Origin of the sequence: Photobacterium arenosum (genome assembly GCF_014841115.1) — a bacterium.
Classification (GTDB): Bacteria; Pseudomonadota; Gammaproteobacteria; order Enterobacterales; family Vibrionaceae; genus Photobacterium; species Photobacterium arenosum.
On sequence record NZ_JACYTP010000008.1, the window covers coordinates 138,780 to 163,322 of the forward strand.

Here is a 24,543-nt window from a genome sequence, read left to right on the forward strand (position 1 = left end):
TCATATCAATCTGACTCTATCCAGTCTTATCATTTGGTGTCGCGGGCATAGTCACGGGGTGAGAGCGTTCTCACCCGGAAATACTGTCTGTTGAATCGGACTGCTAAGGTACAGTTGCATCATTACTGTGCAGGCGGTGGGCGGGGGCATTACGCAGTTGCTCAAACAGTGACTTAGCATTGCTCATGGCATCGCTCATTGATTCGGGTGGGCTGAAGCTGTTATCCGAATAAGTGTCGAAATGATCCAGTGAAGCTGTCAGCTGAGGCTGATGATGCTGATAAAGCCAGACACCTTTATCTTGGTGGTAATGATAATAGGGCAGGAGTAAGTGGCCTTGGTTCGCGATAACTGACACGGCCTCAAGGATATAGTCGACGGTTTTTTGATCAAACAAATAGTGTAAGTTTAACCTCACCCACCCGGGTCGGCTTTGAGTGTCTCCAGCTTGTAGTTTCTGCCGGTTTTGCTCAGCTTCAGAAGATGAAATGCCCAAGAGGTGATGCGCGTATGGGCCAGCACAAGAACACCCACCACGAGCCTGGATGCCAAATAAGTCATTGAGCATGGCTACAACGACTCCATAATGCATCTGTTTGATGTTAAAGGAAAAGATAGCGAGACGTTCTAATGATTGGCTGCCAAGCATGTCCAGCTTCGGGATAGATGCCCAACAGGTAAATGCCTGTTCGACCAATTCTTTTTCTCTCTGTTCAATGTAGTCCAGCCCGATTTGTTGCTGGATTTTGAAGACCAGGCCAGCACGGATGGATTCAATAATTGCCGGTGTTCCGCCTTCTTCCCGTCGTTCAATGTCCTCAACATAATGGTGCATGTCTGCATTCACATAAGAAACCGTACCACCGCCATTCAGCCCCGGAAGCCGTTGTTGAAAGCAGCCTCGACGAACGACCAGTAATCCCGGGGTGCCCGGGCCACCCAAAAACTTATGAGGAGAGATAAAAACAGCATCCATAGGAATAGCTTGCATGTCGATGGGCACATAAGGTGCAGCGGCTGCGAAATCCCAGCAAGCCAGAGCACCGAATGATTTGAGTAATGCCGTTACTGCTTTTACATCGGTTTTTATTCCGGTGACATTGGATGCTGCAGAGAATGAACCGATTAATAGCGGAGACGACTGGTGACAGGTAAGTTGCTCACGTAATGCATCCAGATCGAGAGCGCCTGCTGCATTTAGCGGTATGCGTACCAGTTTGACATTCGCTTCACGCCAGGGAAGATCGTTAGAGTGATGCTCATACCCGCCAATAAACACAACAGGTTTATGTTCTTGATACCGAGGTAAATCCAGCAGGTGTATAAAGCGATTGATGGCGCTGGTGGCACCAGACCCTGTGAAAATCACGTGCTGTTCTTCAGAAGCATTTAAGGCTTTACGGATAATACGCCGGCTTTGCTCGCGCAGGAAGGTGGTCTGCCTGCCAGTAAGCGAGGTTTCAGTATGGGTGTTGCCATAAAATGGCATCACTTGATCCTGAATAAATTGCTCAATTAAAGACAGACTACGGCCAGAGGCTGTGTGATCGGCGTACACAAGGGGTTTGATGCCGAAAGGAGTGTGTACCGGCCATTGATCTCCAATCACAGACTGACGAAGATAGTCTTTATTTAATAACATGTTTACCCTCTCTAATTATGCGTTGATGGATTTTTCTGCAATGATCAAAGTCATTTCACCAAAAGGTGTTTGTAGTGGAAGAGATCGCAGGTTTGCTGGTGTATTGGCTTCCAGTGCGGCTTCAACTTGCCCGGCCTCTAGTGAAAGTGGCCCATTGGCTAGTTCGGCAGGTAAGCGCCCCAGTATGTGAAAAGCGGGCTGTGTGCGCGCCGTATTGAGCGACTCATGAAAGCTGATGAAAGTTCCGCCTGGCTCCAGAGCCTGCCAAAGCTGGTTAATGCACTGGTTGAGATCGTTGGCAAAGTAGAGGGACATGGCGGCGATAATGAGTTGATAACCCACTCCGAAGTTAGCCTCATTCATGTCCCCTGGCAGAAATCTGATTGCAGAGGCCAGCTTACTTTCTGGCAAGACCTGTTGCTGAAGGAGCTCACAGCAAGGTGGCAGATCAAAGATTGTGATTTCACATTGTGGAGAACAGTTCAGAATATCTTCAGCGAGCTGGATAGACCCTGCACCAAAATCCAGAATTGTTAAGCCTGTATCCCAGCCTTGCAGTGTGCTCAAAACAGGAAGAAGGATCGGGTTGCGAACACTGCGCTGGAAAGCTTGTAAACCGGTAGTCGCCTGCTGCCAGAACTGCGTATTTCGCATGTTCAGTTCTGTAGCAGACTGGTGCGGTAATTGGAGTAAATCATTAATAGTGGCAGGTGAGATTGACTTCACGCGGGCAAGGTGAGTGAGGGTGTCGCCAAGGTACTGTGCAGAATGACTGAGCAGATAGGGGCGATATTGCGTATTTAACCTGTAACCGCAAGCAGATTTACTCACCAACTCCATGGCAACTAAGGCGTTCAGTAACAATTCAAGCCGCTCAGGATCCCAGTGGCGTTGCTGCGCGACGATTTCAACAGAATTGCTTTGTTCAAAATGGTCAAATAAGCGGTGTGAAAAAGCAAACTCCAGCACCTGCCAGCGTACAGGCCCTAACAGGGATGAAAATAGTGCATGCTGCTCTGGGGTGCCGCAAAGTGAAGTCATCATGACTGGCTCACCATTGATAGTTAGCGGTAATTGAAAATGTGCGCGGCTGAGTGTCTTCGACAATGGCGCCCGCAGGTGTGTTGACAGCGCGGCTGAAGATTTCCTCATCAAAGAGGTTATTGACAGCAAAGGTCAGCGTAACCGGGCTCAACAGATAGGTGGCACTGAAGTCGACCACTTCATAAGCATCCTGTTTGAGGGTGTTTTGGCTGTCGAAGAAATAGGTGTCGCTGCCCCTGACCGCAAGCTCAGTATCCAGCGTGGGTAACGGCGAATACCTGAGGCCGACAGACCAAGTGTAATCGGGTGTGTATGGCAGGTCGTTTGTTGTCTGCCCTGAAGCATTATTACTGGTTTGCTGGCCTTCACCATGCTGCAGGCCGACTTGTGTTCTGACGGACCAGAGCGAGTTGAACTGCCAGTCAGCCAGCATTTCTAAACCATAAATATCCGCTTCAGCGGCATTTGTCATTTTCTGAACCATGCCAGGCAAAATGTCGAGCATCTGTTTATCTCGGATCTGGTTATAGAAGAGGGCAGCTTCTATGTGCAGGTCGTGATCTAGCCAGTCACTCTGATAGCCAGCTTCAAAGCTGTTGGTGTATTCCGCATCATAGGTGAAGTTGTCATCTGACAGAGCAGAGCTGTAATTAAACCCGCCGGGCAGATAGCCGGTGGACCAGCTGAGATAGGCCAGTTGTTGTGGCGAAAACCGGTAATGGCTGATCAGATTGGGTAACCACTGTGTATCGTCCAGCGTCTGAGTTACATTTTGCGGGCCAACGCCTGACATTGCGCCTTCCTGCTCTGAATGCTCTACCCGCAAACCTGCAGTCAAGCTGAGTGCATGCGTGAGCGGTATTTGCAGATGACCAAAACCTGCGATCCCTTTATGTTCGATTAAGGTATCACGGGCAAGACCTGAAAAGCCCATAGTGAAATCAACGTGTGTGTCCTGCTGAAATAAGTAGGTTCCCGCTGCCCACTGCAAGCCAGAAGCCTGAGTGCCGGCAATGCGGATCTCCTGAGAAACAGAAATGTCGTGAAGGTATGAGGTCGTGGCGGCTATCGGTGCGGGGCCTGTGTCCGGGTCAATAATGAAATCTTGCAAATAATCGGTATAGCCGGTGATAGCCGTTAGCGCCATTGGGCCGAAATCGTGGTCGATACGCAGTGAATGCACGGATGTGGTTTCGTTTTCATCTGAGAGCGTATTTTGATTTACGACGAATCGCTCGGTTGCCAGCGGGCCTGTCAGATAACGCATTGTGGCTCTGCCATCATCACTGTCTTGCCACCGGCTGCGCACTTGTATGGCCGTTTGTGCATTGGGTGCGTAAGTCATTCCTGCCATTACATGGAGGCGAGTTAATTCGTTCTCATTACTGGATTGTCTGAACTGGTTATAGTAGGGGCTTTCTGCATCTAGTGAACGGACTGCCAGTATTCCTGCAATCGTTTCTGAGCCTCCTTGGATACCAGCTTCAATCTGATGGCCAGGCGCACTGCTTTCGCCTCCTTTAGACTGAAGATAGCTGTATGCTCCCCAGCCGGACATCTCGCGACCGGGAGTGAGGCTATGTACTTTGATTACTCCGGATTCAGAATTTCTGCCGTAATAACTGCCCTGAGCGCCTTTGATGAGGTCAATATAGTCGATACCCAGAAAATCCGGGGCTTGCCGGATACCCAGAGGCAAAGATACATCGTCAATCATATAACCTACAGGGCTGCTCAAACCCGTATCCAGTGATGACTGACCGCGGATGACAACCCTGGGCTGGACGGAAGAATTCTCGACAATGGTATTGGCAGCATACTGGCTGAGGCGCTCTATATTTTCCTGGGCAGGTGTGGCAATACTTTCTGACGGAATAAAGTGGCGCGTGGCGGGTATATCCTGTCCGGATTCTGGCCAGTATTTTGCTTCAACGACAATAATGTCATCAGGTGCTGTGTGGGGGATTTGATCTTGAGCATTGAGACAGGTGACTGGCAATACCCCTAGCCCGATGATGTGATGCCGTTTCATTATTTTTCTCCGCAACGAAATACTTGCATCACTATAGGGGCTGTAACTATTTGCGATATAAAATGCAGAACAAACCGATATCAAATTGCGAACAAATAAGCGGGTGTTCGTCATTTGATAGAAAAAAGCTCGCCGTTTGATATTTTTTATTTCCCTTCTTCTCTTTAATACAAAGTGAAAATGAGTTGGTCTTCAAAAGTAAAGGCCGGAAAATTTCAGAGGGTTAGATATGAAACTATTACCAATAGTAGAACCTGCTCCAAATCTGTTGAGAGAAGAAAAAGAGAGATATAGTCGTCATTTATTGTTACCAGATATTGGATATATCGGTCAGTGTCGGCTAAAGAATGCCAAAGTGCTGGTGATTGGAGCCGGTGGACTTGGTTCTCCTGCGTTGCTTTATTTGGCCGCCGCTGGGGTTGGAACCTTGGGTATTATTGATTTTGATGATGTTGAAGAATCAAACCTGCAGCGACAAATTATTCACGGTATTTCTGATGTAGGTAAGAATAAAGCGGACAGTGCACGAAATGCGGTTGAAAATATTAACCCATTCATTGAAGTGATTTGTCACTATGAGCGACTGGAACCGGAAAATGCTCTGTTGATTATTAGTCAGTATGATTTGATTCTGGATGGCACAGATAATTTTTCAACCCGTTATTTAGTGAATGATGCTTGCGTATTAGCAAAGAAACCTTATGTGTGGGGATCCATTTTTCGGTTTGAAGGTCAGGCATCGGTTTTTTGGGAAGACGCGCCTGAAGGGCAGGGGCTGAATTATCGCGATCTGTATCCTGCACCACCGCCACCTGAACATGCGCCGTCTTGTTCTGAGGGAGGTGTACTTGGCGTGCTTTGTGCGGCAATTGGTAGTGTCATGGCAACGGAAGCCATCAAACTGATCACAGGAGCAGGTACCAGTCTGCTTGGTCGCCTGATGGTTTATGATGCGTTGGACATGACCTATCGCACCCTGCCATTGCGCAAAGCACCTAATCGTAAGCCCATTCATGCTCTGAGTGATTATCAGATGCTGTGCGGCTTGAATAACACAGTTTCTGATGTCGCTGTTCCGCAAATAGCGCCGTTAGATTTAGCGCGTATTCTTGAGCAGAAAGCGACCTTTCAGCTGGTTGACGTCCGGGAGCCGGGTGAGCGCGAAATTTGCCATATACCGGGTTCTGTCAGTATTCCCCAACGAGACATCATCAGCGGTAAAGGCTTATCCCAGCTCGATCGACAGCTGCCGGTGATCCTGTACTGCAAGATGGGTGGACGTTCACGTAAAGCGCTGCTGGCATTACAAGAACAAGGCTTTGAGGATCTGAAAAACCTCGAAGGCGGCATTCTGAATTGGATTCAGCAGGTTGATCCAAATATGGCAAGTTACTGAGGATATCTGGATGTTAGTACTGACTCAGTCTCAAATTGACGCCATCGTTGCACATGCGCGGCAGGAGCATCCTCTCGAGGCCTGCGGGTTAATCGTTGGTCCGGCAGGCAGCGATATCCCATCGGCGGTCATCCCTATGCGCAATATCGCTGAATCTGAAGTGTATTTCCGCTTTGATTCTAAACAACAGCTTCAGGTCTGGCGTCAGATGGAAGAGGAAGGTAGTGAGCCTATTGTGCTGTATCACTCTCACTCTGGCTCGCGGGCCTATCCCAGCCGTGAAGATTTGGCCTTTTCTCTTACGCCACATACTCACCATGTCATTGTTTCGACCTCCCCTGATTCGTATCTGGAAGTCCGAAGTTTCAGGTATCTGGAAGGACGTCCGGTTGAAGAAAACATTAAGATTATTCAATAAGGAAAACTCATGTCTGTCACTATTCATATTCCAACTATTCTTCGCGTTTTGACAAATGATCAGAAAACCGTCACATCGTCAGGTAACAGCGTTAAAACAGTGATCGAAAATCTGGACGTCGACTTTCCCGGCATTAAAGCTCGTTTAGTTGAAAATGAGCAAGTCCATGGCTTCATTAATTTATATGTCAATGATGAGGATATTCGTTTTGGTGAAGGGCTGAATACTGCTGTCTCGGCTGGTGATGCCATTACTATTCTTCCAGCCGTCGCTGGCGGTTAATGTTCCGGGCTTTTAATCAGTCTTCAATAATGCAGAGTGAAAAGTCATGTCGAAATCAGCATATTTTCAATCGTTAAACCTGACGGGTAATTTCAGTCAGGCCAGTGACGCATTTTCCCCTTTTATTCAGGCGCTTTATTCTCAGGCGGTGAAGCTGGGAATTCGGTTCGAGGATCGAAATAACGAAACGGCCCCGAATGAATTGCATCTGGCACTGAGTGAGCAGGATGGCATTGCATTCACTGTTATGGTTACAACGCCGATTGTAGACGGTGAGGTGTGTGGTGAGGGGGCGTTACAGGTATTAACCGGTTTGGCTTCGGTTCATTCACGCTCTCTGGATCGTCAGGTGACGTTAGGGGTCGATTATATTTCCATCGCGGGTGCATCTCTGGTTGTGCAGCAATTATTTGCTGGCCTGACCGGGAAGCATCGTGGGATGACTTGCGATCAAACTGTTTTTGATTTGCGACAAGCAGGCCTGTTAGCGGTAGGACAATATATGGCCGGGGCTACAACAGCCTCTGATCCCGAGTGTTTTTCCAGTGGCCAGTCGGATCCCTCTGTTCGACCACCGTTCACATCTAAAGACGGTGTTTTGTTTGAGCTGGAATCCTTGTCACCGCAGCGTTGGCAGGCATTCTGGCTGTCCCTGGGCGCGGCTCCGAAAGATGTCAGCCAAGGTTGGCATGCGTTTATGCAGCGCTATGCCAAGGCTATTGCCCCGTTACCTCCGGCGATGCCATCACTGTTAGCTGAACACGATTTTAGTGATTTGGAAAAAGTAGCAATAAAAGAGGGAGTTGCAATTACGGCAGTGCGCTCTTTGCAAGCGCGGAGAGAGGATGACGATGTCGAGGCCCTGTTGTCTCAGGGGCCATGGCATTTCATGTTTCAGCAGTCTGATTCTGTTTGTCCTCTGCCTTTCAGTACTGAGCCCGGAGGGCTTCCTTTATCAGGTATCAGCATAGTGGAATCCTGCCGTCGGATTCAGGGGCCGCTGGCCGGTTACATTCTGGCAGCGCTTGGAGCAAGTGTGACGCGTATTGAACCGTTAGGAGGAGACCCGTTACGCGGTATGCCTCCGCTTGCCGATGATTGTTCGGCCCGCTTTTCGGCACTGAACGGTAACAAGCAGGTGATTGAAGTCGATATCAAGTCAGAAGCGGGCCGGGCACAGGTGACTGCATTATCTGGTGATGCCGATATGTTCATTCACAACTGGGCGCCCGGCAAGGCAGCAGAGCTCCGTCTGGACATGACTGAACTGAGTAAAGCTAACCCTGATCTTGTGTATGTCTATGCAGGAGGCTGGGGGCAAATGGACAGCACAATCCAGATACCCGGTACTGACTTTATGGCTCAGGCCTATTCGGGACTGGCCGATGTGATTAGCCGGCACTCGGGTATTCCGGGAGGGACGCTTTTTACGGCTACGGATGTTTTTGGCGGTATTCTGGCCGCTCAGGCTGCGGTAATGGCGTTGTACTGTCGAGTGAAGGGGCAATCTGGCATATACGCCGAAAGCTCATTGCTCGGTGCAGCCACTCTGCTGACCGAACCGGCATTACAAGGTGATGCCTGCGACTGCAGTTCTTTGATGCATAGCGATTACATCGAGTTAGCGTCCCTCTCATCTGCTAATGAAACCGAACCTTTCCTGACAACCCGGGCGTTTACCCAGTTAAGCTCATTATGGAGGCCGCAATGAATTCTGCAGGCATTATCAATCTGGTTCCTACACAAGTACGTACACAGTGGAAAGCTGAAGGTGCTTATCCGGACATCACTGTTTTTGATGCTTTCACCCAGCAGGTCAGGCGACAGCCGGATGCTATTGCAGTGTGTTCCAGTGAAGGAAGCCATCGATTTGAGGAGATCTATCAGCACAGTCTCAAAGTCGCAAATGGATTGGCGCAGGCCGGAATGGTGAAGGGAGATGTGCTGGTTTACCAATTGGGCAATAGCTGGCGATCACTGGTGATTGACATGGCCGCGGCCGCGATTGGTGTGGTGGTGTGTCCCATCCCGCCTGGAAGGGGCAAGCTGGATATTGAGTCCATACTCAAGCGATGCCAGGCCAGAGCTATTATCGTAGAACATCACTCGGAAGGTGAAGATGTATGCGCAATGCTGGAGACTCTGCGGCCATTGTTGTTGTCATTGCGTTTGCTCATTACCGTAGGTGAACAGCGTCAGGGCTGGTGCGATTTTGCTGATTTACTGAATGCTAGCGCTTTGCCTGAATGCCCGGCACTGTCACCGGATGATCCTGTTCGCTTTTTGGTGTCGTCAGGTACTGAATCTGAACCCAAACTGGTGGCTTATTCGCACAATGCGCTGTTGGGCGGCAGAGGGCGGTTTATGGCATTACTGTCGGACGGGAAGCCACGATTCGCCCCGCTTTATCTGATGCCTCTGGGGTCGGCTTTTGGTTCGACAGCCAGTTCGTGTGTGATGGCCTTACTTGGCGGTACTGTCATTATTCTGCCTAAATTCTCCGTAGATGCAGCGATTGACGCGATTCGCATGTTCAGGCCGACTCATGTTCTGGGCGTGCCGACTATGTTTCAGCGCTTGGCATCCGATGATCGTTTGGCTGCGCTCGATTTGAGGGATCTTGTCGCCTTAGTGAGCGGCGGCGCATTGATCGATGAAGCCACGATTAACCGGTGTTATGAGGCTTTTGGCTGCCAGTTCATTAACCTGTACGGTTCGGCAGATGGAGTGAATTGCTTTAATGCGTTGACCGATAGCAGGGAAAAGGTTGCGGCAACCGTTGGTAAGCCGGATCCATCAATCTGTGAGATCCGGGTTGTTGACGATCACCATCAGCCGCTGGAACAGGGTGAGATCGGCGAAATTGCAGCGCGTGGCCCCATTACGCCGATGCAGTATGTTAACTCGCCAGTGCTGGATGAAACTTATCGGGATCAGCAAGGCTGGGTCTATACCGGCGATCTGGGCTGTATAGACAGTGACGGTTACCTGAATCTGATGGGGCGCAAGAAAGATGTGATCATTCGCGGTGGTGTGAATATCAGTCCTGCCCAGATAGAAAAACTGATGACACAACATCCGAATGTTGTCAGCGCTTCCTGCGTCGCTGTTCCTGATCATGACCTGGGTCAACGCGTTTGCATTTGTCTGTCATTACAGCAGGGTACATCACCACTTTCTCTGAATGACGTTACCCAGTATTTACACCAGCAAGGTCTTGAAAAACATAAGTGGCCAGAATTCTTAAGTCACTTTAGTCAGTTACCGCTAAGTCCGGCCGGTAAAGTTGATAAACCGTCTATCACTAAGTGGTTAGCTAGTTTGCCACAACCTGAACAGTCGGAAGCGTCCCAGGTTAGCAGGGAGAGATAATATGCGTGAATCCCCCAATTCCTCTCAGGCTCAATTCGCGCCTCAGATAGAAGCGAAAACAGACTATGCCTTACTGCTTACGCTGCTAATGGCAATGGCTTTACCCATGCTCATTTTGTATGCCAGTGGTGCGCTTGCGCCATTGATGCTGGCTGATGAACATATTAATGCCGAGCTGTTAGGCATGTTTACACTGGCAGCTTTTGGCGTGGCCGCGCTATTGTCTGCGCAGGCGGGTCGCTGGGTAAGGAAGTGGGGATTGCGACGCTCAGCCACTGCTTTGTTTTTGTTAACAGGGGTGTCTTTTGCCGCGTTAGTGCTCTTTGAACATTGGTTCGGGATGTTAATAGCGATTGCGGTATGCGGTGTGTCGCAGGCATTGGCGAACCCTGTCACTAATCAGGCGATTGCACTTCAGGTCCCCCCTGCGCGTAAAGCTTTCATGGTTGGAGTGAAGCAGTCCGGTGTTCAACTATCGGCACTGGCTGCCGGCTCCGTTTTATCTTTGGCTGCCTCATTGTGGGGATGGCGTACCGCGTTTGCTTTCGTTATTCCTCTGTGTCTGCTAATGGCATTTCTTGCCGCTGGGCGAAATTGGAAACCCAAAGTCCATGCCGCACCGCCACCTGCCAGAGGCGAAGCGAACCGCGCCTGGTTACTTTATGTTATGCAAATGCAGGCAAGCGTAGGGATCACACTGGCAGCCTTCATTACTCAGGTACCTGCTTTTGCTTCTCAAAGTGGCATGTCTGCCCGGCAGGCGGCATTTTTAATCACATTGTTTGGGCTGATGGGTATTTTATCCCGCCTTGTACTTACGCCGCTAGCCAGCAGGTTACGCCACGAGTCTGATTTACTGATTGTGCTGTATGCCATAGCGGCTATAGCTCTGGTGGTTACTTTTGGTGCCGGTACCGAACACCTGTGGATGATTTACGCAGGTGTCGCAGGGATAGGCGGAACCTTGGTGGCGACGAACTCAGTCGCCATGGCAATGATCATCAAGTATCCGGGTTTTGGTGAAGTGCCAGTAGCGTCAGGAAAAGTGTCAATGGCGTTTTTCGGTGGCATTGCAACGGGCTCTCTGCTGTTTCAAGGGGTCGTCCTGCTGGCAGGTTCTTTATATGCAGGGGTCGGACTTTTGCTGGCGTGTCTCATTTCATGCATATGGGCAGCCAAGCGCTTACGGGCGTCGGTAACAAAAGCAGGGTGCACACAGTGATGGCAGTATCTCATATGACAAGGGCTGAAATTATCTCCGGGCTGGCGGCGCACATACTGACAACTGATTTGCAATCAGAAGGGCAGTTTCCACTTTTCCGCAAAACCGGTAATGAGTGGGTGATGTCATCCCGTGGCTCTTGGATCGCAGGGTTTTGGTCTGGCTGTTTATGGCTGGCCGGGTACGCGACGGATTCTGACACCTTGCAAAACCGGGGGCGTCGCCGCTGGAATCAGATAGCACAGGGACTGAATGCCGACTCAGTATTCAGAGCAATGAATGCTTGGTATGGCTTTGGCCCGGTTGCCCGGCTAACCAATGATAGCGAGGCCGAAACCCTGTTGACTGAGTGTCAGAGTCAATTGTCGGCAACATTCGCACACTGGGAAGGCTTTCCTTTAGGAACAGCGATGGGGGGCGGGGAGGCTGGCAATAACAGAATAACCATTGATCCCTGCGCGGCGCTGATTGAAATGGGCCGGCATGCTGACTGGCAGTCTATGCCTATGGCGCATACCAAGTTAATGGTGAGCCAATTAATGACAGCCAAAGGTGATTTTTATACCCATAGCTTATTTCGAAACGCTTGGCATCCGGAAGGTATCAGTGGGGAATGGCCAAGAGGACAAAGCTGGGGAGTATTAGCAATGGCAACAGCAGCATTGTATGACCCAGAAACCTATCAGGAAAAAGCTCAGCATTGCTGCGAGCGCTGGTGGCAGCGTTTTGGTGTATCTATTCCGTTCAATACAGCTCAGGACAGTGTGTTATTGCCAGATGCCTCTGCAAGCCTGATTAGCGTGGTGGCTTATTTGAAAATGCACCAGGTGATGGGGGGCGTTGGCGAATGGAAGGACAGAGCAGTTGCCATGTTGGACTCTGTTCTGGCGAGTGATTGTGTCACCGGTAACACAGAGGGTATTCGCTTTTCTGGTTGCTGTTATGCCACTGCTGCGAACCGTCAGGATAGCGTAGAAATGCCTTACGGTTATTTCTTTTTATTGCAGGCTTTGCTGATTGTATCGGGAAGAGTGGAAGCCAGTGCATTTTAATCTGAGTGAGGAGAGTTCAAGTGCATCGAAACATAGGGATTTGTGTGATAGCCCGCTCTGCCGAAGTTCGTAACGGGGTACGGCATGCGATCGACAAGTTACATTCAGCTATGGCCGCGGAAAACGGACAGCTTGCCAAATGGCATTCCGGGGTCAACCTGCCGCAGGAAGAAATATTTAATCACTTGTTGAGTCAGGCTAAACATTACCTCAGAGACGCAGAGGAACACCATCAGTTTTCTTTTCATATCTGTGAATTTTGCTCAGCAGAGGAAGCTAGGACTGCACTCATGGCGGCGGATTCTTCCCCGATAGATGTGATCATTGCGGATGACATTTTGCTTTCGTCTGAAAGTGGGCAAACACTATGCCAACACTTTTGGTCGGTTCTTGAGTGTAACCCTGGCAGAGTTTCATCTTATTCATTTCTGCTGTCATTACCGGATCTGTCAATGGCTGAAGGGCGTTCACCCGGTATGGTGGCCTTGAGCATTCAGCAAGAAGCGCCTTTGATCTGGGAAATGCAGATTCTGAAAACCCTGATGGATCATCTGGACAGCGCTTATATTAATAAATTGCTGGCAAGAACCCTGGCAGCCACCCCAACCGTTTCTACCACGGCGCGATTTATCCATCGCTTTATGTCACTGAACTTTCCGGATCGCTGGGATTTTCACTATTACACAGGTTCCATGATCTCTGGGTTTATCGACTCAATGTTCCGGTTATCCGAAAATTCTGCCACGTTATGTGAAAGCGGGCCCAATGAACACAGTCTGGCTGTGTCGGCACTTTGTGGCTGGCAGTTGTCTCAGCGTGGTTATGTCATTGCAATTACGTCAGGTATGATCGATGAATTTCGCGGGACCTTATACAATCTAAAACGTGCAAATGCGCCAGGTATCATATTGTGTGCCGACAGTCCTGATACGAGTTGGTTTCCGTTTCAGGGGACAATGCACTGCGATTATGATGGGCGTGAGACACTGGCAGCCAAAGGAATTCCCTGTGTTTACCTGAACGATAAATCGACGCTGGCGGAGCGACTGGCTGAGGTTGCCCGTATTCAGCAGACGCAACCCGGTCCGGTATTCGTGATTGCCACCCAGCAGATGCTGGAGTGTGTTTTGAAAGAGAGCTTAGTACCTGCCCCCGAACAATGTTTGCTGCCTGTGGCAAGATCAAACGTTGAACCGGACCGGCTGGCAGAAGTCATGAATCTGTTGAATCATTCTAAGCGACGTATTCTCTGGCAATGCAGTCATTTGACCGATCATGAGCGTGATTTGGTCTACCGGATTGCCCGTAAGGCCGGTATTGCTTTAGCCGATTCAATGGTGTCTCCCGGTTCAGTGTGTGATTACTACCAGCAGCAGCCTGTAGATAATTATGTAGGAACATTCTCTGTGTACGGCTTTAACCGTAAAGTCTTCCGTTATCTGCATCAGGAACAACAATTAGCTGACCCGGCCTCCCAAAGCCTCTTCTTTCTGAAGAGTAAAGTTGATCAAGCGGCTTCTCCTCTTTCACCCGGTAAATTGAAAAACAAGTGTCACATTGTTCAGGTGAACAGGAAACAAGAGCATATTTCGCCCTTTACCGATCTAGGTGTTGTCAGTGCATTGCTGCCATTCTTAGAGTCAGTTTATACCAGACTGGATGTTGATTCAGAGGTGCTGGATTTCCGGCAGTCTGAGTTAGACAGGGTGCAGGCAGAACCTGAAACCATGCCATCGGATTGGCTGTCGCAGCTTCCTATGTCTCCAAACTTTTTCTTTGCCTCCCTGGGTTCCTTGTTACATCAGAAGATTGTTCAGGACGGATATCGATACTTGGGGGTGTACGATGTTGGTCGCTGCGGAATGAGTGCGATTCGTAATTTGCCGAAGACAGATAAAGGGTTTTCAGGTTGGTATGGCAGGGCGCTCATGGGGGATGCATTGATGGCTCTGCCTTACCTGGCGCGAACGTCCAAACTTCCCATTCTGGCGTTTATCGGAGACGGGGCACGAGCATTAGTGCCGGACATAGAACGCCAGACACAGGCTGCACTTGCGCAAAACCCTCATCGGGATCAAATCAGTATTACCGTTTTCTATTTGTGTAACGGGGTGCTGTCTATGATTCGTTCCTATCTTGATAATCGCAGTGCGAGCAGTAATACCAGACAGGTTTCTTTGTTACAGACGCATGATGTATCGCAGAGCGGCCGTTTGGAGGGGCGGTATTCTCTGGACTGCCCTCCGATTGTTCGTGAGCGGTGGGAGCGTTTTGATCCAGAGCAATGTCAGGCTCGGTTAACCAAGCAGCACGGCCTGCATTTCATTGATGTGGTACTCGCTCATAACTCAGACGGTGATGGATTAAGCCTGTTGTCGGAAGCGGCATGGCATCGAATAAACGTAGCATAAGGATTTGATAGTGAAATTTGGTTTTATTGCCCACCCAACGTCCGTGCCGCTCAAACGGCATGCGAAACTGATGGATATGTTTGGCCGGATGAGCCGGGAGCAGGCTTATGGTTTTTCGCCTGAAAACTGGCAGAAAGAAAATGTGGTTCCCTTTACACGATTTGAGCGGGTGGTTAGTGCTACGGGGGCGCAATGCAGCGGTATTGTTCACTACATGCCACTTACTGCTGAAGAAATGCTGAGTCAGCCTCAGGTGATGACTGACAGAGTCGTTGAAGGGATCCATCAGTTACAGCAGGAAGGCGCAGAGTTGGTCGGACTGGGCGGCTTTACCGGCATAGTCGGGCAGCGTGGCATGCAGACAGCGAAACGGGCAAAGCTACCGGTTACAACAGGTAATTCTCTGACAGCGTATGTCGCTTATAAAAATGTATTGGATGCATTGGCAGAGTTGGAGGTCAGTGAAGATGGTGCTGAGGTCGCTATTGTCGGATATCCGGGTTCCATTGCATTAGTGATTGCACGCTTGCTGTTGCCACATGGAGTGCGACTGCGTTTGGTCCACCGTCACCGGGAATCTTCACCGGCACATTTGCTTGCTTACCTGCCGGAGCAGTACCACCGACAAGTCATCCTGACCAATGATTTGTCGTCCTGTTATCAGAATATGCTTTTTTATGTTGCAGCTACTTCGTCAGGTGGCGTGATTGATCCTGCCCGGCTGCTGCCAGGCTCAGTTGTGGTGGATGTTGCTTTACCGCGTGATGTGATGGAACAGGCATCGCCCAGGAGCGACTTGCTGTTGATTGACGGCGGGCTGATTTCTGCCAGTGAAGAGGTTTCATTTGGGGGCGTTCAGCCTGAATTTGACCCCAAAATGTTTATGAACGGCTGTTTGGCTGAAACCCTGATACTGGCATTGGAAGGTCGGGCTGAAGCCTTTTCTATCGGTAGGGAGCTAGACAGTAAGCGCGTACTCGAAATCGGTGAAATTGCTCAGCGTCATGGCTTTTTTCCGACGCCGATTGCCAGCCTTGGGCGCAAAGTGACCAAGCAGCACTGGTCGGCAGTCAGGCAGTTTCATCATTCGCGTAACATAAATGTCGGCGTTTTGGCTGAACGGAGTGAGCTGACATTAAACCAGACGAGATCGCGTTTTGCGCAGTATATTAATCCGGAAATGGCCCGATTTTATGAACATCATCATTTAGAGCGGGTGTTTGTTAAAGGCCAGGGAGCGATCCTGACTGATACGTCAGGCGCTGAATATCTGGACTTTGTGTCCGGTTACGGCTGTGTCAATGTCGGCCATAACCATCCTTCCATTACCGAGGCAATGACCAATTACCTGGTGTCTCAGCAACCAACCTTTATTCAGTACGTGTCTATGCCGTATCAGGCCTCTTTGCTGGCAGAACAGCTGGCTGCTTTGGCGCCGGGTGATTTGTCCCGAGTCTTTTTGAGTAATTCCGGTACTGAAGCGGTTGAAGCAGCGATAAAGCTGGCCTTGGCGGCATCGGATAAATCGCAGATGCTGTACTGTGAAAATGGTTACCATGGTAAAACGCTGGGTGCGTTGTCTGTGACAGGGCGAGAAAAACACAGAAAACCATTCGAGCCTTTGCTTACACAATGCCATTCAGTGCCATTTGGCGATATAGCGGCACTGGAAGTGGCACTGGCAAAAGGCGGTATCGCAGCTTTTATCCTGGAGCCAATTCAGGGAGAGGGAGGGGTCATTTTACCCCCTGGCGGTTATCTCGAAGCAGTACGCAAGCTGTGTGATGATTATGGTTGTTTACTGATACTGGATGAGATTCAGACCGGACTGGGGCGCACCGGTAAAATGTTTTGCTGCGAGTGGGATAACGTCTGTCCTGATATCTTAGTTCTGTCTAAATCGTTGTCCGGTGGCATGGTGCCGATTGGCGCGACACTGTCCGCTTCCCGTGTCTGGGATGCCGCCTACGGCAGCACCGATCGTTTTGCACTTCATACCTCCACTTTTGGTGGTGGCAATCTGGCCGCGACTGCGGCTATTGCAACACTGGACATTATTGAAAAAGAGCAGCTTACAATCAGAGCAAGCACAACAGGTGTGATGCTCAAACAAGCGCTTGACGATATAGCCAGTGAATATCCCTTCATCAAAGCGGTAAGAGGAAAAGGACTCATGCTGGGTATTGAGTTTGAGCACTCTTTTTCCGGCAGTATAGCCGCCACAGTTGAGGAGTTGGCACATCGCTTTATGTGGGATGCCGCCGGGACTTACCATCAGATTTCAGACAAAGCCAAACAACACATTGATTCGGCTGTTGAGGATATTGAGAAAAGTCTCGAGGATATGTTTGTGCTGCGTGTTGTGACAAAGCTGGCAAAAGAGCATCAGATTCTGACGTTCATGACGGCAAACAGTAACCGTGTTATGCGTATTCAGCCTCCGCTCAACCTGAGCGAAAGCGATGCTATGCGGTTTATTCATGCATTTCGCCAAGTCTGTGAAGACCTGTCAACATTCAGGAATTAGGGGTAAACCGTGTATTTAAAGGAAGGAACCGATTGATGACAATTTTGACAGAAAGCCAGACAGTTTTGGTGGAACGTGCGCGTCTGTTCGCTCATGAGCAATTGCTGCCCTTTGAATCCAAGATCACTAAGTTTGCCACTCTGACCGACGATGATGCGAAACGGCTCACTCAAAAAGGTATAGAGGCTGGTTTTTTTGCCACGAATATTGCCACCGGGCTGGGTGGCAGAGGACTGAGTCTGTTTGAAAATGTACTGGTACAAGAGCAATTAGGTGTGACCAAAGATATTTTGGTCCGTCGTGCTACTGGCAACGTTTATGATTGCTTGACCTTGGCGAGCGCGTGTCAACGGGAGCAGTATCTGCAACCGTCGGTGGCGGGGAAACGTTGGGCGGCTTTAGCCGTATCTGAACCAGATGCAGGCTCCGATGTGGCAGCGATGAAAACGCAAGCGGTCAGAACCGACAGTGGATGGCTTTTGAAAGGAAGCAAACTGTATATCAGTGATGCCGACTATGCCGACTACTTTATTGTTGCTGCGAAAACGGCACCTGAGCGTGGAGTGAAGGGAATATCACTCTTTCTGGTTGATAAGCAGGCAGCAGGGTTCTCACTAGGGCAGCGCTTTAACATGATAGGTTTTGATGGCACCAGTCACAGAGAACTGATTTTTGATCAAATAGAGCTCGCTAACGATGCGTTATTAGGTGAAGAGAATCAAGGCTTTCAACTGCTCTGCAGTACTTTGGGCAAAGCGAGGCTGGCAAAAGTGGCCGCCAGAGGGTTAGGCAAGTGTGTCAGGTTGCTGCACGAAATGACAGAGCACGCTAAGCAAAGGCAGCAGTTTGGTCAGTCACTCTCCATGTTTGGAACTGTGCAGTCAAAGTTGGCAGATGGGGCCACAGGAATCCGCCTGTCCCGAGCACTGTTGTGGGAAACAGCGAAGCGAATGGATGCCGGAGAGGCTTGCCGGGAAGAGATCTCTATGCTGAAAGTGTATGTCTCTGAACTTTTGGGGCGATTAGCCGATGATGCGGTGCAGCTGTTTGGGGCGTCAGGTTGCCATGATGGTGGCACTATTGAAAGCTTTTACCGTGACGCCCGTTTGTTCCGCATTATTGACGGTACGTCTGAAATTCACCGTAATATCATTTCAGGTTCTCTGCTCAAAAATGGGGTTTTACCGCTCTGTGACGTTTAACCCTCTGCGATAGCGTGTTGGCGCTGATGCAACAGAAACAGCGGCAACACAGCGAATAACAGCAGTGAGGCCCACACAGGGAAGAGCGCATCAGCCTGATACATTGCTGCCCCTGCCAATGGTCCGGCCGCCAGCCCTATCCCTTTACCAATAATATTGATTGAAGCGGCATAAGCCTGATGGTTTATGCCTGCTTTTTGGCTCAACAGCGCGAGGTTAGCAGGCAGGACTAACCCCATGGCGAGACCTGTCATTGCCATTGAAATCATCATTGCTAAATAGGTATCCGCCTGGATAAGCGCGGCTAAGCCGATACAGCCTAGCACCACCCCTCCGAAAAGAATATTCACTGGCCGGCTAATCGTTAAACAGGACAGCAGCACCTGGCTTAATGCCATACAGCCCATTGCCATCGTGAGCATAGCACCACTGCCTTTGAGCGCCTGCTGAGCGGTATAACTGAACTGATCCTGTAATCGTAAACCTGTGGTTTGCTGTATCAGGCCGTAGATAAAAATCACGACAAACGTAATCAGCACATAAGGCGCGATTGTTTTCAGAGGCAGTTTCTGAACGGGGGCAGATTTCTCACGAACGGTTTGCCTGACAAATGTGCTGTTAATACGGGGAAGATACAGCCAGTATGTCAGTAACATCAGCACCGCTATGATTAGCATTGAGTGAGGAAAGTACGCGACGCCGGTCAGCATGGCTGTACTGCCGCCAATTAAGCTGCCAATACCGAATGTGGCTCCCATCAGTCCCATGCCGGATACACGTTTTTGTTCTGGGGTAACATTGGCAATATGCGCCTGAATACTTGGCATCATCCCTGCAACCGCAATGGATTGAAAAATACGAATTGCCAGAAAACTGAGAAAAAGGGCGGTTGCAGACAAGATTAATGAGGATTGCAGGGTAAACAGAGCCGCACCCATAATCAGGAACAAAGCTGTCGATATGATACCGGAGCGAATAGCCGGCTGGCATCCGACGCTATCACTGTATCGTCCCCACCAGGGGGCGACCAGAAGCATAGTAAAGGCGGATAGGGAGAGAACAGCACCAGTTTGTATATCACTCATTCCCAGCACTCTCCCGGCAATCGGAAAGCTGATCATGAACAGGCTATGAGCGACGGCATTACCGATGAGTATTGCCATCAGAGGAAGGAGCGCGCGGATAGGGTTCGGCGGATTATTTTTCATTTTGAGAGGCTTTCTGTAGTTGATGAGAACGGTAACAAACAGGGGTGAACCCTTCATGATTTCGGAATGCATGGGTAAAGTGGCTGGCACTACTGAAACCGCACAGATGGGCAATATCCGTAATGCTTTGTGATGGGTCCTTCAGGTAGGTTTTTGCCAGATCCAAACGGTAGCTTCGCAGCCAGCAGAAAACTGTTTTACCGTACGTTTTCTTGAAATCCCGGTTTAAACGGGTATGGCTCATACCGACTTCTTTCGCCAGCTCGTACAAAGTCGGGGGATTTGCTAAAGCGGATACCAAAATATGACGCGCGCGCTCAATCGGTTTATTGTGCACAGGATTGGGGGGAGCTTCCGATGGCTGGACAGACTGTGCCAGAGGCACTAGCCAATGAGCCAATAATTCAAGCGCGCTTCCTTCTGCTTTAATGCGATCAAAAGGATTGTGAAGCGGATTGCTGATCAGAGGGGCGATCCATTCCTGGTTTTTTTGCTGTACAGCAACTTGTGCGCTGGGCATGGTAAAAATGGCGCTAAAGATTTCATCTTTTTCGCAAAATGCTTTTTTAAGGCGTTGAGTCGGAATTTTCAGTACAGCCATTTCGTGCGGAGCGCCAGCACTGCTGTAACGGTAAAACGTGTTGCCTGTCAGGTTGAAAAGCCAGATGTCCCCGACATTGATGGTGTGAAGTTTTGAAGGATGAAAACCGAGCTGACTTTTACCTTTTAAACCAAATACCATCAACGTGGTGTCACTGTGATAATCAATTTTTGATAAGAGCGGTTCATCGCTTTGATAGGTGCTTTTGGTGAAGCAGACATCTTCTGCCAGACGGAAGCAGCGGAAGTGACTCTCGCCTTTATTGTCTGGAAATGTTATGTCGTACCACCCTAATGGGTTAAAAGCACACCTCTCATGTAAGCCGGGTGTGACCTGTGTGACTCCGGCCGTCGTGTCCTTGACGATAAGGTTATGAATAGGCTGTATTGACATGTCCGTATGCGCTTAATAATAATTATCATTTAGATTAACTAAATATATATGACTCTATAGACACATGCAACGATAAGCTTTATCGACGTGAATTGTGCAGACCAATTCTTATGCTGTTATCTGAAGCTTCTTGCTGGTTTTCCTTTACTAATTGGGAAAATGAAGAATAAAGGCTTTGGGTGTTTCTACTCACCACGTGGAATATTCTGCAGGTGAAGAATGAAATCTTCTGGTGCCATGGTCTCGTCATTAAAGAAGCGAAAAATTTCGCTGGATGTGGCACGCTGCGCTATTGGGCTGACGGCCATAGAATCTACGATGCTGGGGATTAACTGACCAGATTTTGACGCTTTCTCCATGTCGGCTTTGGCATTGACTGAGCAACTGTTGTATCCCTTCAGGCTGATATCGTTTCTAGCCGGAATGGCACCTTTCAGAGCATTAAAGGATTTCTGAAAGTCCGGTGAAGACAGGGTCTTACTGACGATTTGAGCCGTGTCAGTATTGGTGCGCGGGCTGTCGAACAGTGCGAAGCTGTCCATGTTATAAATAAAGCCTGTCTGTTTTGCAGGGGTCGGGTAGCAGCCAATGGCGGAAGGAACAGCGATGTTATTGGCCAGCAAATCACCCAGAACCCAGTCTCCTGAGATCTGGAACGCCCGCTCGCCTTCTATGAGTAATTGTGTCCCCTCATCCCATCGCATGTGAGACATGCCAGGTTTGACCAACTGGCTGATAGCGCGGAAACGCTCAAGGATGTCGTAGGTGGTTTGGCTGTTGAGTGCCTGCGGCTCCATCTTGATAAAGGCGCGTCGGTAGTAATCCGCTCCGCCATAGCCAAAGGCGAGGTTCTCAAACAGCAGTGCAACCTGCCACTGGTCTTTACCAAGTGCCAGTGGCTCTACGCCGTTTTGTTTCAAACGGCTGAATACATCAATCAATGCATCCCAGCTGGTGGGGACGGCTAAACCGTATTGGCGCAAGACTTTGCGATTAATCCACATCCAGTTCAGCCGGTGGACTGTGATGGGAATTGCCACATAGTGTCCCTGATACTGGTTAGTGTCTTGTGCAATAGGAAGCAGGTTTTTGTGCCAGTCTTGGTCAACAGCCACCTGGTCCAGTTTATGGAGAAATCCCAAAGCGGCCCAGGACTTAATCGACGGACCTTCCAATTGCACGATATCGGGTGGGGTGCCTGCAATCGCACGGGCCTGAAGGATAGACATTGCCGTGTCGCCGCCCCCGCCTTGTACGGGCAGATCAAGAATAGACACGCCGGCATCTTGCAGTGCCTTTGTCGCCAGATTGAAAGCGGCAACTTCACCTTTGGCTGTCCACCAGTGCAGAAATTCCACTTCCTGATAGGTGGTACCTGGCGATGCCTGGGCTTTTGCCTGTGATTGAGCACCGGATACAGTGAGCACCAGCAGGCTAATGAAAAAGAAAAACTTCATTCATCTCTCATCAATTGAATGTGAACAATCAGTCCCTGAACAGGGTGGTTTTGCAGGGTGAGATCGCCGCCGTGGCTGCGAGCAATACTGCGGGATATGGTGAGCCCAAGACCGGAACCCAACTCATCTTGCGGATTAACACGGAAATAAGGTTCGAACACTTTTTCTGTCCATTTTTTATCCAGACCCGGGCCGTAATCTCTGAACGTGAGCAGAATACTGTCGGTCGTTGATATCAGTTCGATATCGACTTTTTCTCCGTACTTCACGCCATTGTCCACTATGTTATACAGACAACGTTTTACGGCCAGAGGTTTGCCCAGGTAATGAACCGGCTCTGCGAGACTTAATTGAACCTTGGGGGTGTTCCGGTTGTAGTAACTGGCACATTGTTCAACCATCTGGGTAACATCGATCCACTCAGGCTCTTCGTGAATGTCTGTGTCCCGAATACATTGCAAGGCACCTTTTAACATCAGATCAAACTCATCCAGTATTTTTTCGAATCTGGCTTTTGCTTGTTCATCATCGAGCATTTCGGTGCGTAACTTCAGACAAGCCAAGGGTGTTTTCAGATCGTGGGAAATGGCGCCAAACAGCATTTCTCTGTCCCGGATATAGGCGCGGACCCGCCGGTTCATTTTGTTGAATGCGCGAACAGCAGCCCGGGTTTCTTTACTGCCTTCTTCTTTGACTTCCTGTACATAGAGCTGCCCGCTCATCAGAGTCGCTGCTTTCGCCAACCGGCGAATAGGGCGAATTTCCAGGCGCAGTAACCAGACAGTGCAAAGCACCAGTAACAGAGAGGAAATACCCAGGAACATCAGCTGTTTTTGATCAATAAACTGCGGCGACAATGCAGAGAAAGGAACGGGTAAAGTGGCAGCCAGATAGAACCATTCCTGTTCCGACATCTGGATTTGCATGACGACAATAGGTAAATCCATATCGCCCAGTGCCAGACTGTACCCCGCCCATATTTCCGGCAGAGCATCGAGTTTGATGCCTGAGTTAAAAACGCGCAGATCCTGTCGGCGACTGAGGGAAATAGTGACCTGTTTAGCATGGGAGATTTTTTTGTTCAGCACGTCATGCGCAGCAGACAGCAGAATGTCAGTGCGTGCATTATTGGCGGGAGGAACAACAGATAATTGGTGCTGATTGATTGAGATGAAGAAACGGGTCCCGCCCATTTCACGGATCTGGTTCAGAATAAGGTAGCGATAATTGACCGGCAGCGCATGAAAATAGTTGTAAGTATCGGCCGCATTCGACATCAGGCTGACGATCGTTTTATGCAGGTTTTCAACTTCCTTTTTGGCGCTGGACTGGTACCAGATAAGCCCGGCAATCAACTCAGCAATCATAATGATGATGAGCAAGGTCGCTCCAATCCGAAAAGTAATGGATGAACAGAGCGATTGCAGGGTTGTCAGCTTCAGAAATGACGGCGTATTCATACAGTATGGACATCGCTTGCCAGCATATAGCCTTTGTTTCTGACCGTCAGAATCAGCGAGCGCTCTTCGTCGTGAAGGTGTTTTCTCAGGCGGCTGATTTGTACATCGATACCACGTTCAAACGGGTCAGCATCCCGGCCCCAGATACAACGAGCGATGTCGTCCCGGCTCAGCAACTGATGGGGTTTCTCCAGCATCAGACTTATCAGGTTGAAATCTGCCCCAGAGAGTGGAACCACTTCGCCATCCGGGCTGATTAACCGCCGCTTAATCAGATCGCAAGTCCAGCCTGAAAACTGCAACTGGTGTGCCACTGTTTCGCCCTGTGCGGGTTGAGTACGTCGCAATAAGGCTTTAATACGCGCGAGTAGTTCCCTCGGGCTAAAGGTTTTGGTGATGTAATCATCAGCACCGATTTCAAGACCCGCAATACGATCAATTTCGTCGGTCACCGCTGTGAGCATAATGATAGGCACATTCGATCGCTGGCGGATTTGCCGGCATAAGGTGAGCCCATCATCGCCGGGCATCATGATATCGAGGATGATCAGGTTAGGTTCGGCACGATGGAAATGATCCCACATTTCTTCACCGTCACTGGCGGTCAATACATGGAATTCAGATCGCCCAAGATATTCTGTGAGTGCATCACGGAGTTCCTGATTATCGTCGACGACGAGTATGGTTTTCATTTCCCTGAGGTTTTTCATACCTTACCAAGTTGCCTACTTTCAATAATCTATCTGATACATCATTTCTTATGGGAAGGCTACAGGTATAGCGCAAAATTCACGCACGGTGCAATGTGCGTATGTAACAGGCTA

At 49.6% G+C, this 24,543-nt stretch carries 18 protein-coding genes; 10 read left to right on the forward strand and 8 right to left on the reverse strand.

The annotated features are described in order from the left end of the window. Nucleotides 1-103: 103 nt before the first annotated feature. From IFO68_RS13600 to IFO68_RS13610, 3 genes are read right to left on the reverse strand one after another with little or no spacing between them, the layout of a single operon-like run. A complete protein-coding gene (locus IFO68_RS13600) occupies nucleotides 104-1,642 on the reverse strand; it encodes an aminotransferase class V-fold PLP-dependent enzyme (RefSeq protein ID WP_192016399.1) in 1,539 nt (512 codons plus the stop codon). Between the two features lie 15 nt (nucleotides 1,643-1,657). Beyond that, nucleotides 1,658-2,686, reverse strand: a complete 1,029-nt coding sequence (locus IFO68_RS13605; RefSeq protein WP_192016400.1) for a class I SAM-dependent methyltransferase — start codon at nucleotides 2,684-2,686, stop codon at nucleotides 1,658-1,660. 7 nt (nucleotides 2,687-2,693) lie between these two features. Then, the gene (locus IFO68_RS13610; protein ID WP_192016401.1) at nucleotides 2,694-4,718 is read right to left on the reverse strand and encodes a TonB-dependent receptor; all 2,025 of its coding nucleotides are present in this window, start codon (nucleotides 4,716-4,718) and stop codon (nucleotides 2,694-2,696) included. 229 nt (nucleotides 4,719-4,947) lie between these two features. Between IFO68_RS13610 and moeB the strand changes: the two genes are divergently transcribed. Genes moeB through IFO68_RS13660 form a run of 10 tightly spaced genes read left to right on the forward strand, consistent with a single transcriptional unit; the run spans nucleotide 4,948 to nucleotide 18,600 of the window. Then, the gene (gene moeB, locus IFO68_RS13615; RefSeq protein ID WP_192016402.1) at nucleotides 4,948-6,114 is read left to right on the forward strand and encodes a molybdopterin-synthase adenylyltransferase MoeB; all 1,167 of its coding nucleotides are present in this window, start codon (nucleotides 4,948-4,950) and stop codon (nucleotides 6,112-6,114) included. 10 nt (nucleotides 6,115-6,124) lie between these two features. Further along, nucleotides 6,125-6,532 (forward strand): M67 family metallopeptidase, encoded by a 408-nt coding sequence (locus IFO68_RS13620; RefSeq protein ID WP_192016403.1) that lies wholly within the window; start codon nucleotides 6,125-6,127, stop codon nucleotides 6,530-6,532. A 9-nt stretch (nucleotides 6,533-6,541) separates the two neighbouring features. Continuing rightward, a complete protein-coding gene (locus IFO68_RS13625; protein ID WP_192016404.1) occupies nucleotides 6,542-6,814 on the forward strand; it encodes a MoaD/ThiS family protein in 273 nt (90 codons plus the stop codon). 46 nt (nucleotides 6,815-6,860) lie between these two features. Beyond that, nucleotides 6,861-8,525, forward strand: coding sequence for a CoA transferase (locus IFO68_RS13630; protein WP_192016405.1), 1,665 nt, complete (start codon nucleotides 6,861-6,863; stop codon nucleotides 8,523-8,525). Next, a complete protein-coding gene (locus IFO68_RS13635) occupies nucleotides 8,522-10,186 on the forward strand; it encodes a class I adenylate-forming enzyme family protein (RefSeq protein ID WP_192016406.1) in 1,665 nt (554 codons plus the stop codon). Before IFO68_RS13630 ends, IFO68_RS13635 begins: the two co-directional genes overlap by 4 nt. Nucleotide 10,187: 1 nt before the next feature. Next, nucleotides 10,188-11,408 (forward strand): MFS transporter, encoded by a 1,221-nt coding sequence (locus tag IFO68_RS13640; protein ID WP_192016407.1) that lies wholly within the window; start codon nucleotides 10,188-10,190, stop codon nucleotides 11,406-11,408. Then, nucleotides 11,408-12,460: a hypothetical protein gene (locus IFO68_RS13645; protein ID WP_192016408.1), complete on the forward strand. Its 1,053-nt coding sequence runs from the start codon at nucleotides 11,408-11,410 to the stop codon at nucleotides 12,458-12,460. The genes IFO68_RS13640 and IFO68_RS13645 overlap by 1 nt, the downstream gene beginning before the upstream one ends. Nucleotides 12,461-12,480: 20 nt before the next feature. Continuing rightward, nucleotides 12,481-14,871: a decarboxylase gene (locus IFO68_RS13650; RefSeq protein ID WP_192016409.1), complete on the forward strand. Its 2,391-nt coding sequence runs from the start codon at nucleotides 12,481-12,483 to the stop codon at nucleotides 14,869-14,871. A 10-nt stretch (nucleotides 14,872-14,881) separates the two neighbouring features. After that, nucleotides 14,882-17,398 (forward strand): prodigiosin MAP biosynthesis aminotransferase PigE, encoded by a 2,517-nt coding sequence (gene pigE, locus IFO68_RS22080; RefSeq protein ID WP_192016410.1) that lies wholly within the window; start codon nucleotides 14,882-14,884, stop codon nucleotides 17,396-17,398. Between the two features lie 35 nt (nucleotides 17,399-17,433). Further along, a complete protein-coding gene (locus IFO68_RS13660; protein ID WP_192016411.1) occupies nucleotides 17,434-18,600 on the forward strand; it encodes an acyl-CoA dehydrogenase family protein in 1,167 nt (388 codons plus the stop codon). Here the strand turns inward: IFO68_RS13660 and IFO68_RS13665 are convergent. The 5 genes from IFO68_RS13665 to IFO68_RS13685 form a co-directional block, all read right to left on the reverse strand. Further along, nucleotides 18,597-19,808, reverse strand: coding sequence for an MFS transporter (locus IFO68_RS13665; protein WP_192016412.1), 1,212 nt, complete (start codon nucleotides 19,806-19,808; stop codon nucleotides 18,597-18,599). The two genes, IFO68_RS13660 and IFO68_RS13665, sit on opposite strands and share 4 nt — an antisense overlap. Beyond that, nucleotides 19,798-20,802 (reverse strand): helix-turn-helix domain-containing protein, encoded by a 1,005-nt coding sequence (locus tag IFO68_RS13670; RefSeq protein ID WP_192016413.1) that lies wholly within the window; start codon nucleotides 20,800-20,802, stop codon nucleotides 19,798-19,800. Before IFO68_RS13670 ends, IFO68_RS13665 begins: the two co-directional genes overlap by 11 nt. A 185-nt stretch (nucleotides 20,803-20,987) precedes the next feature. Then, on the reverse strand, nucleotides 20,988-22,259 hold the full coding sequence (locus IFO68_RS13675; protein WP_192016414.1) for an ABC transporter substrate-binding protein: 1,272 nt from the start codon (nucleotides 22,257-22,259) through the stop codon (nucleotides 20,988-20,990). Beyond that, complete coding sequence (locus IFO68_RS13680; RefSeq protein WP_192016415.1) at nucleotides 22,256-23,719, reverse strand: ATP-binding protein; 1,464 nt, start codon at nucleotides 23,717-23,719, stop codon at nucleotides 22,256-22,258. Before IFO68_RS13680 ends, IFO68_RS13675 begins: the two co-directional genes overlap by 4 nt. Next, complete coding sequence (locus IFO68_RS13685; protein WP_225445227.1) at nucleotides 23,716-24,411, reverse strand: response regulator transcription factor; 696 nt, start codon at nucleotides 24,409-24,411, stop codon at nucleotides 23,716-23,718. The genes IFO68_RS13680 and IFO68_RS13685 overlap by 4 nt, the downstream gene beginning before the upstream one ends. Nucleotides 24,412-24,543: the final 132 nt, after the last annotated feature.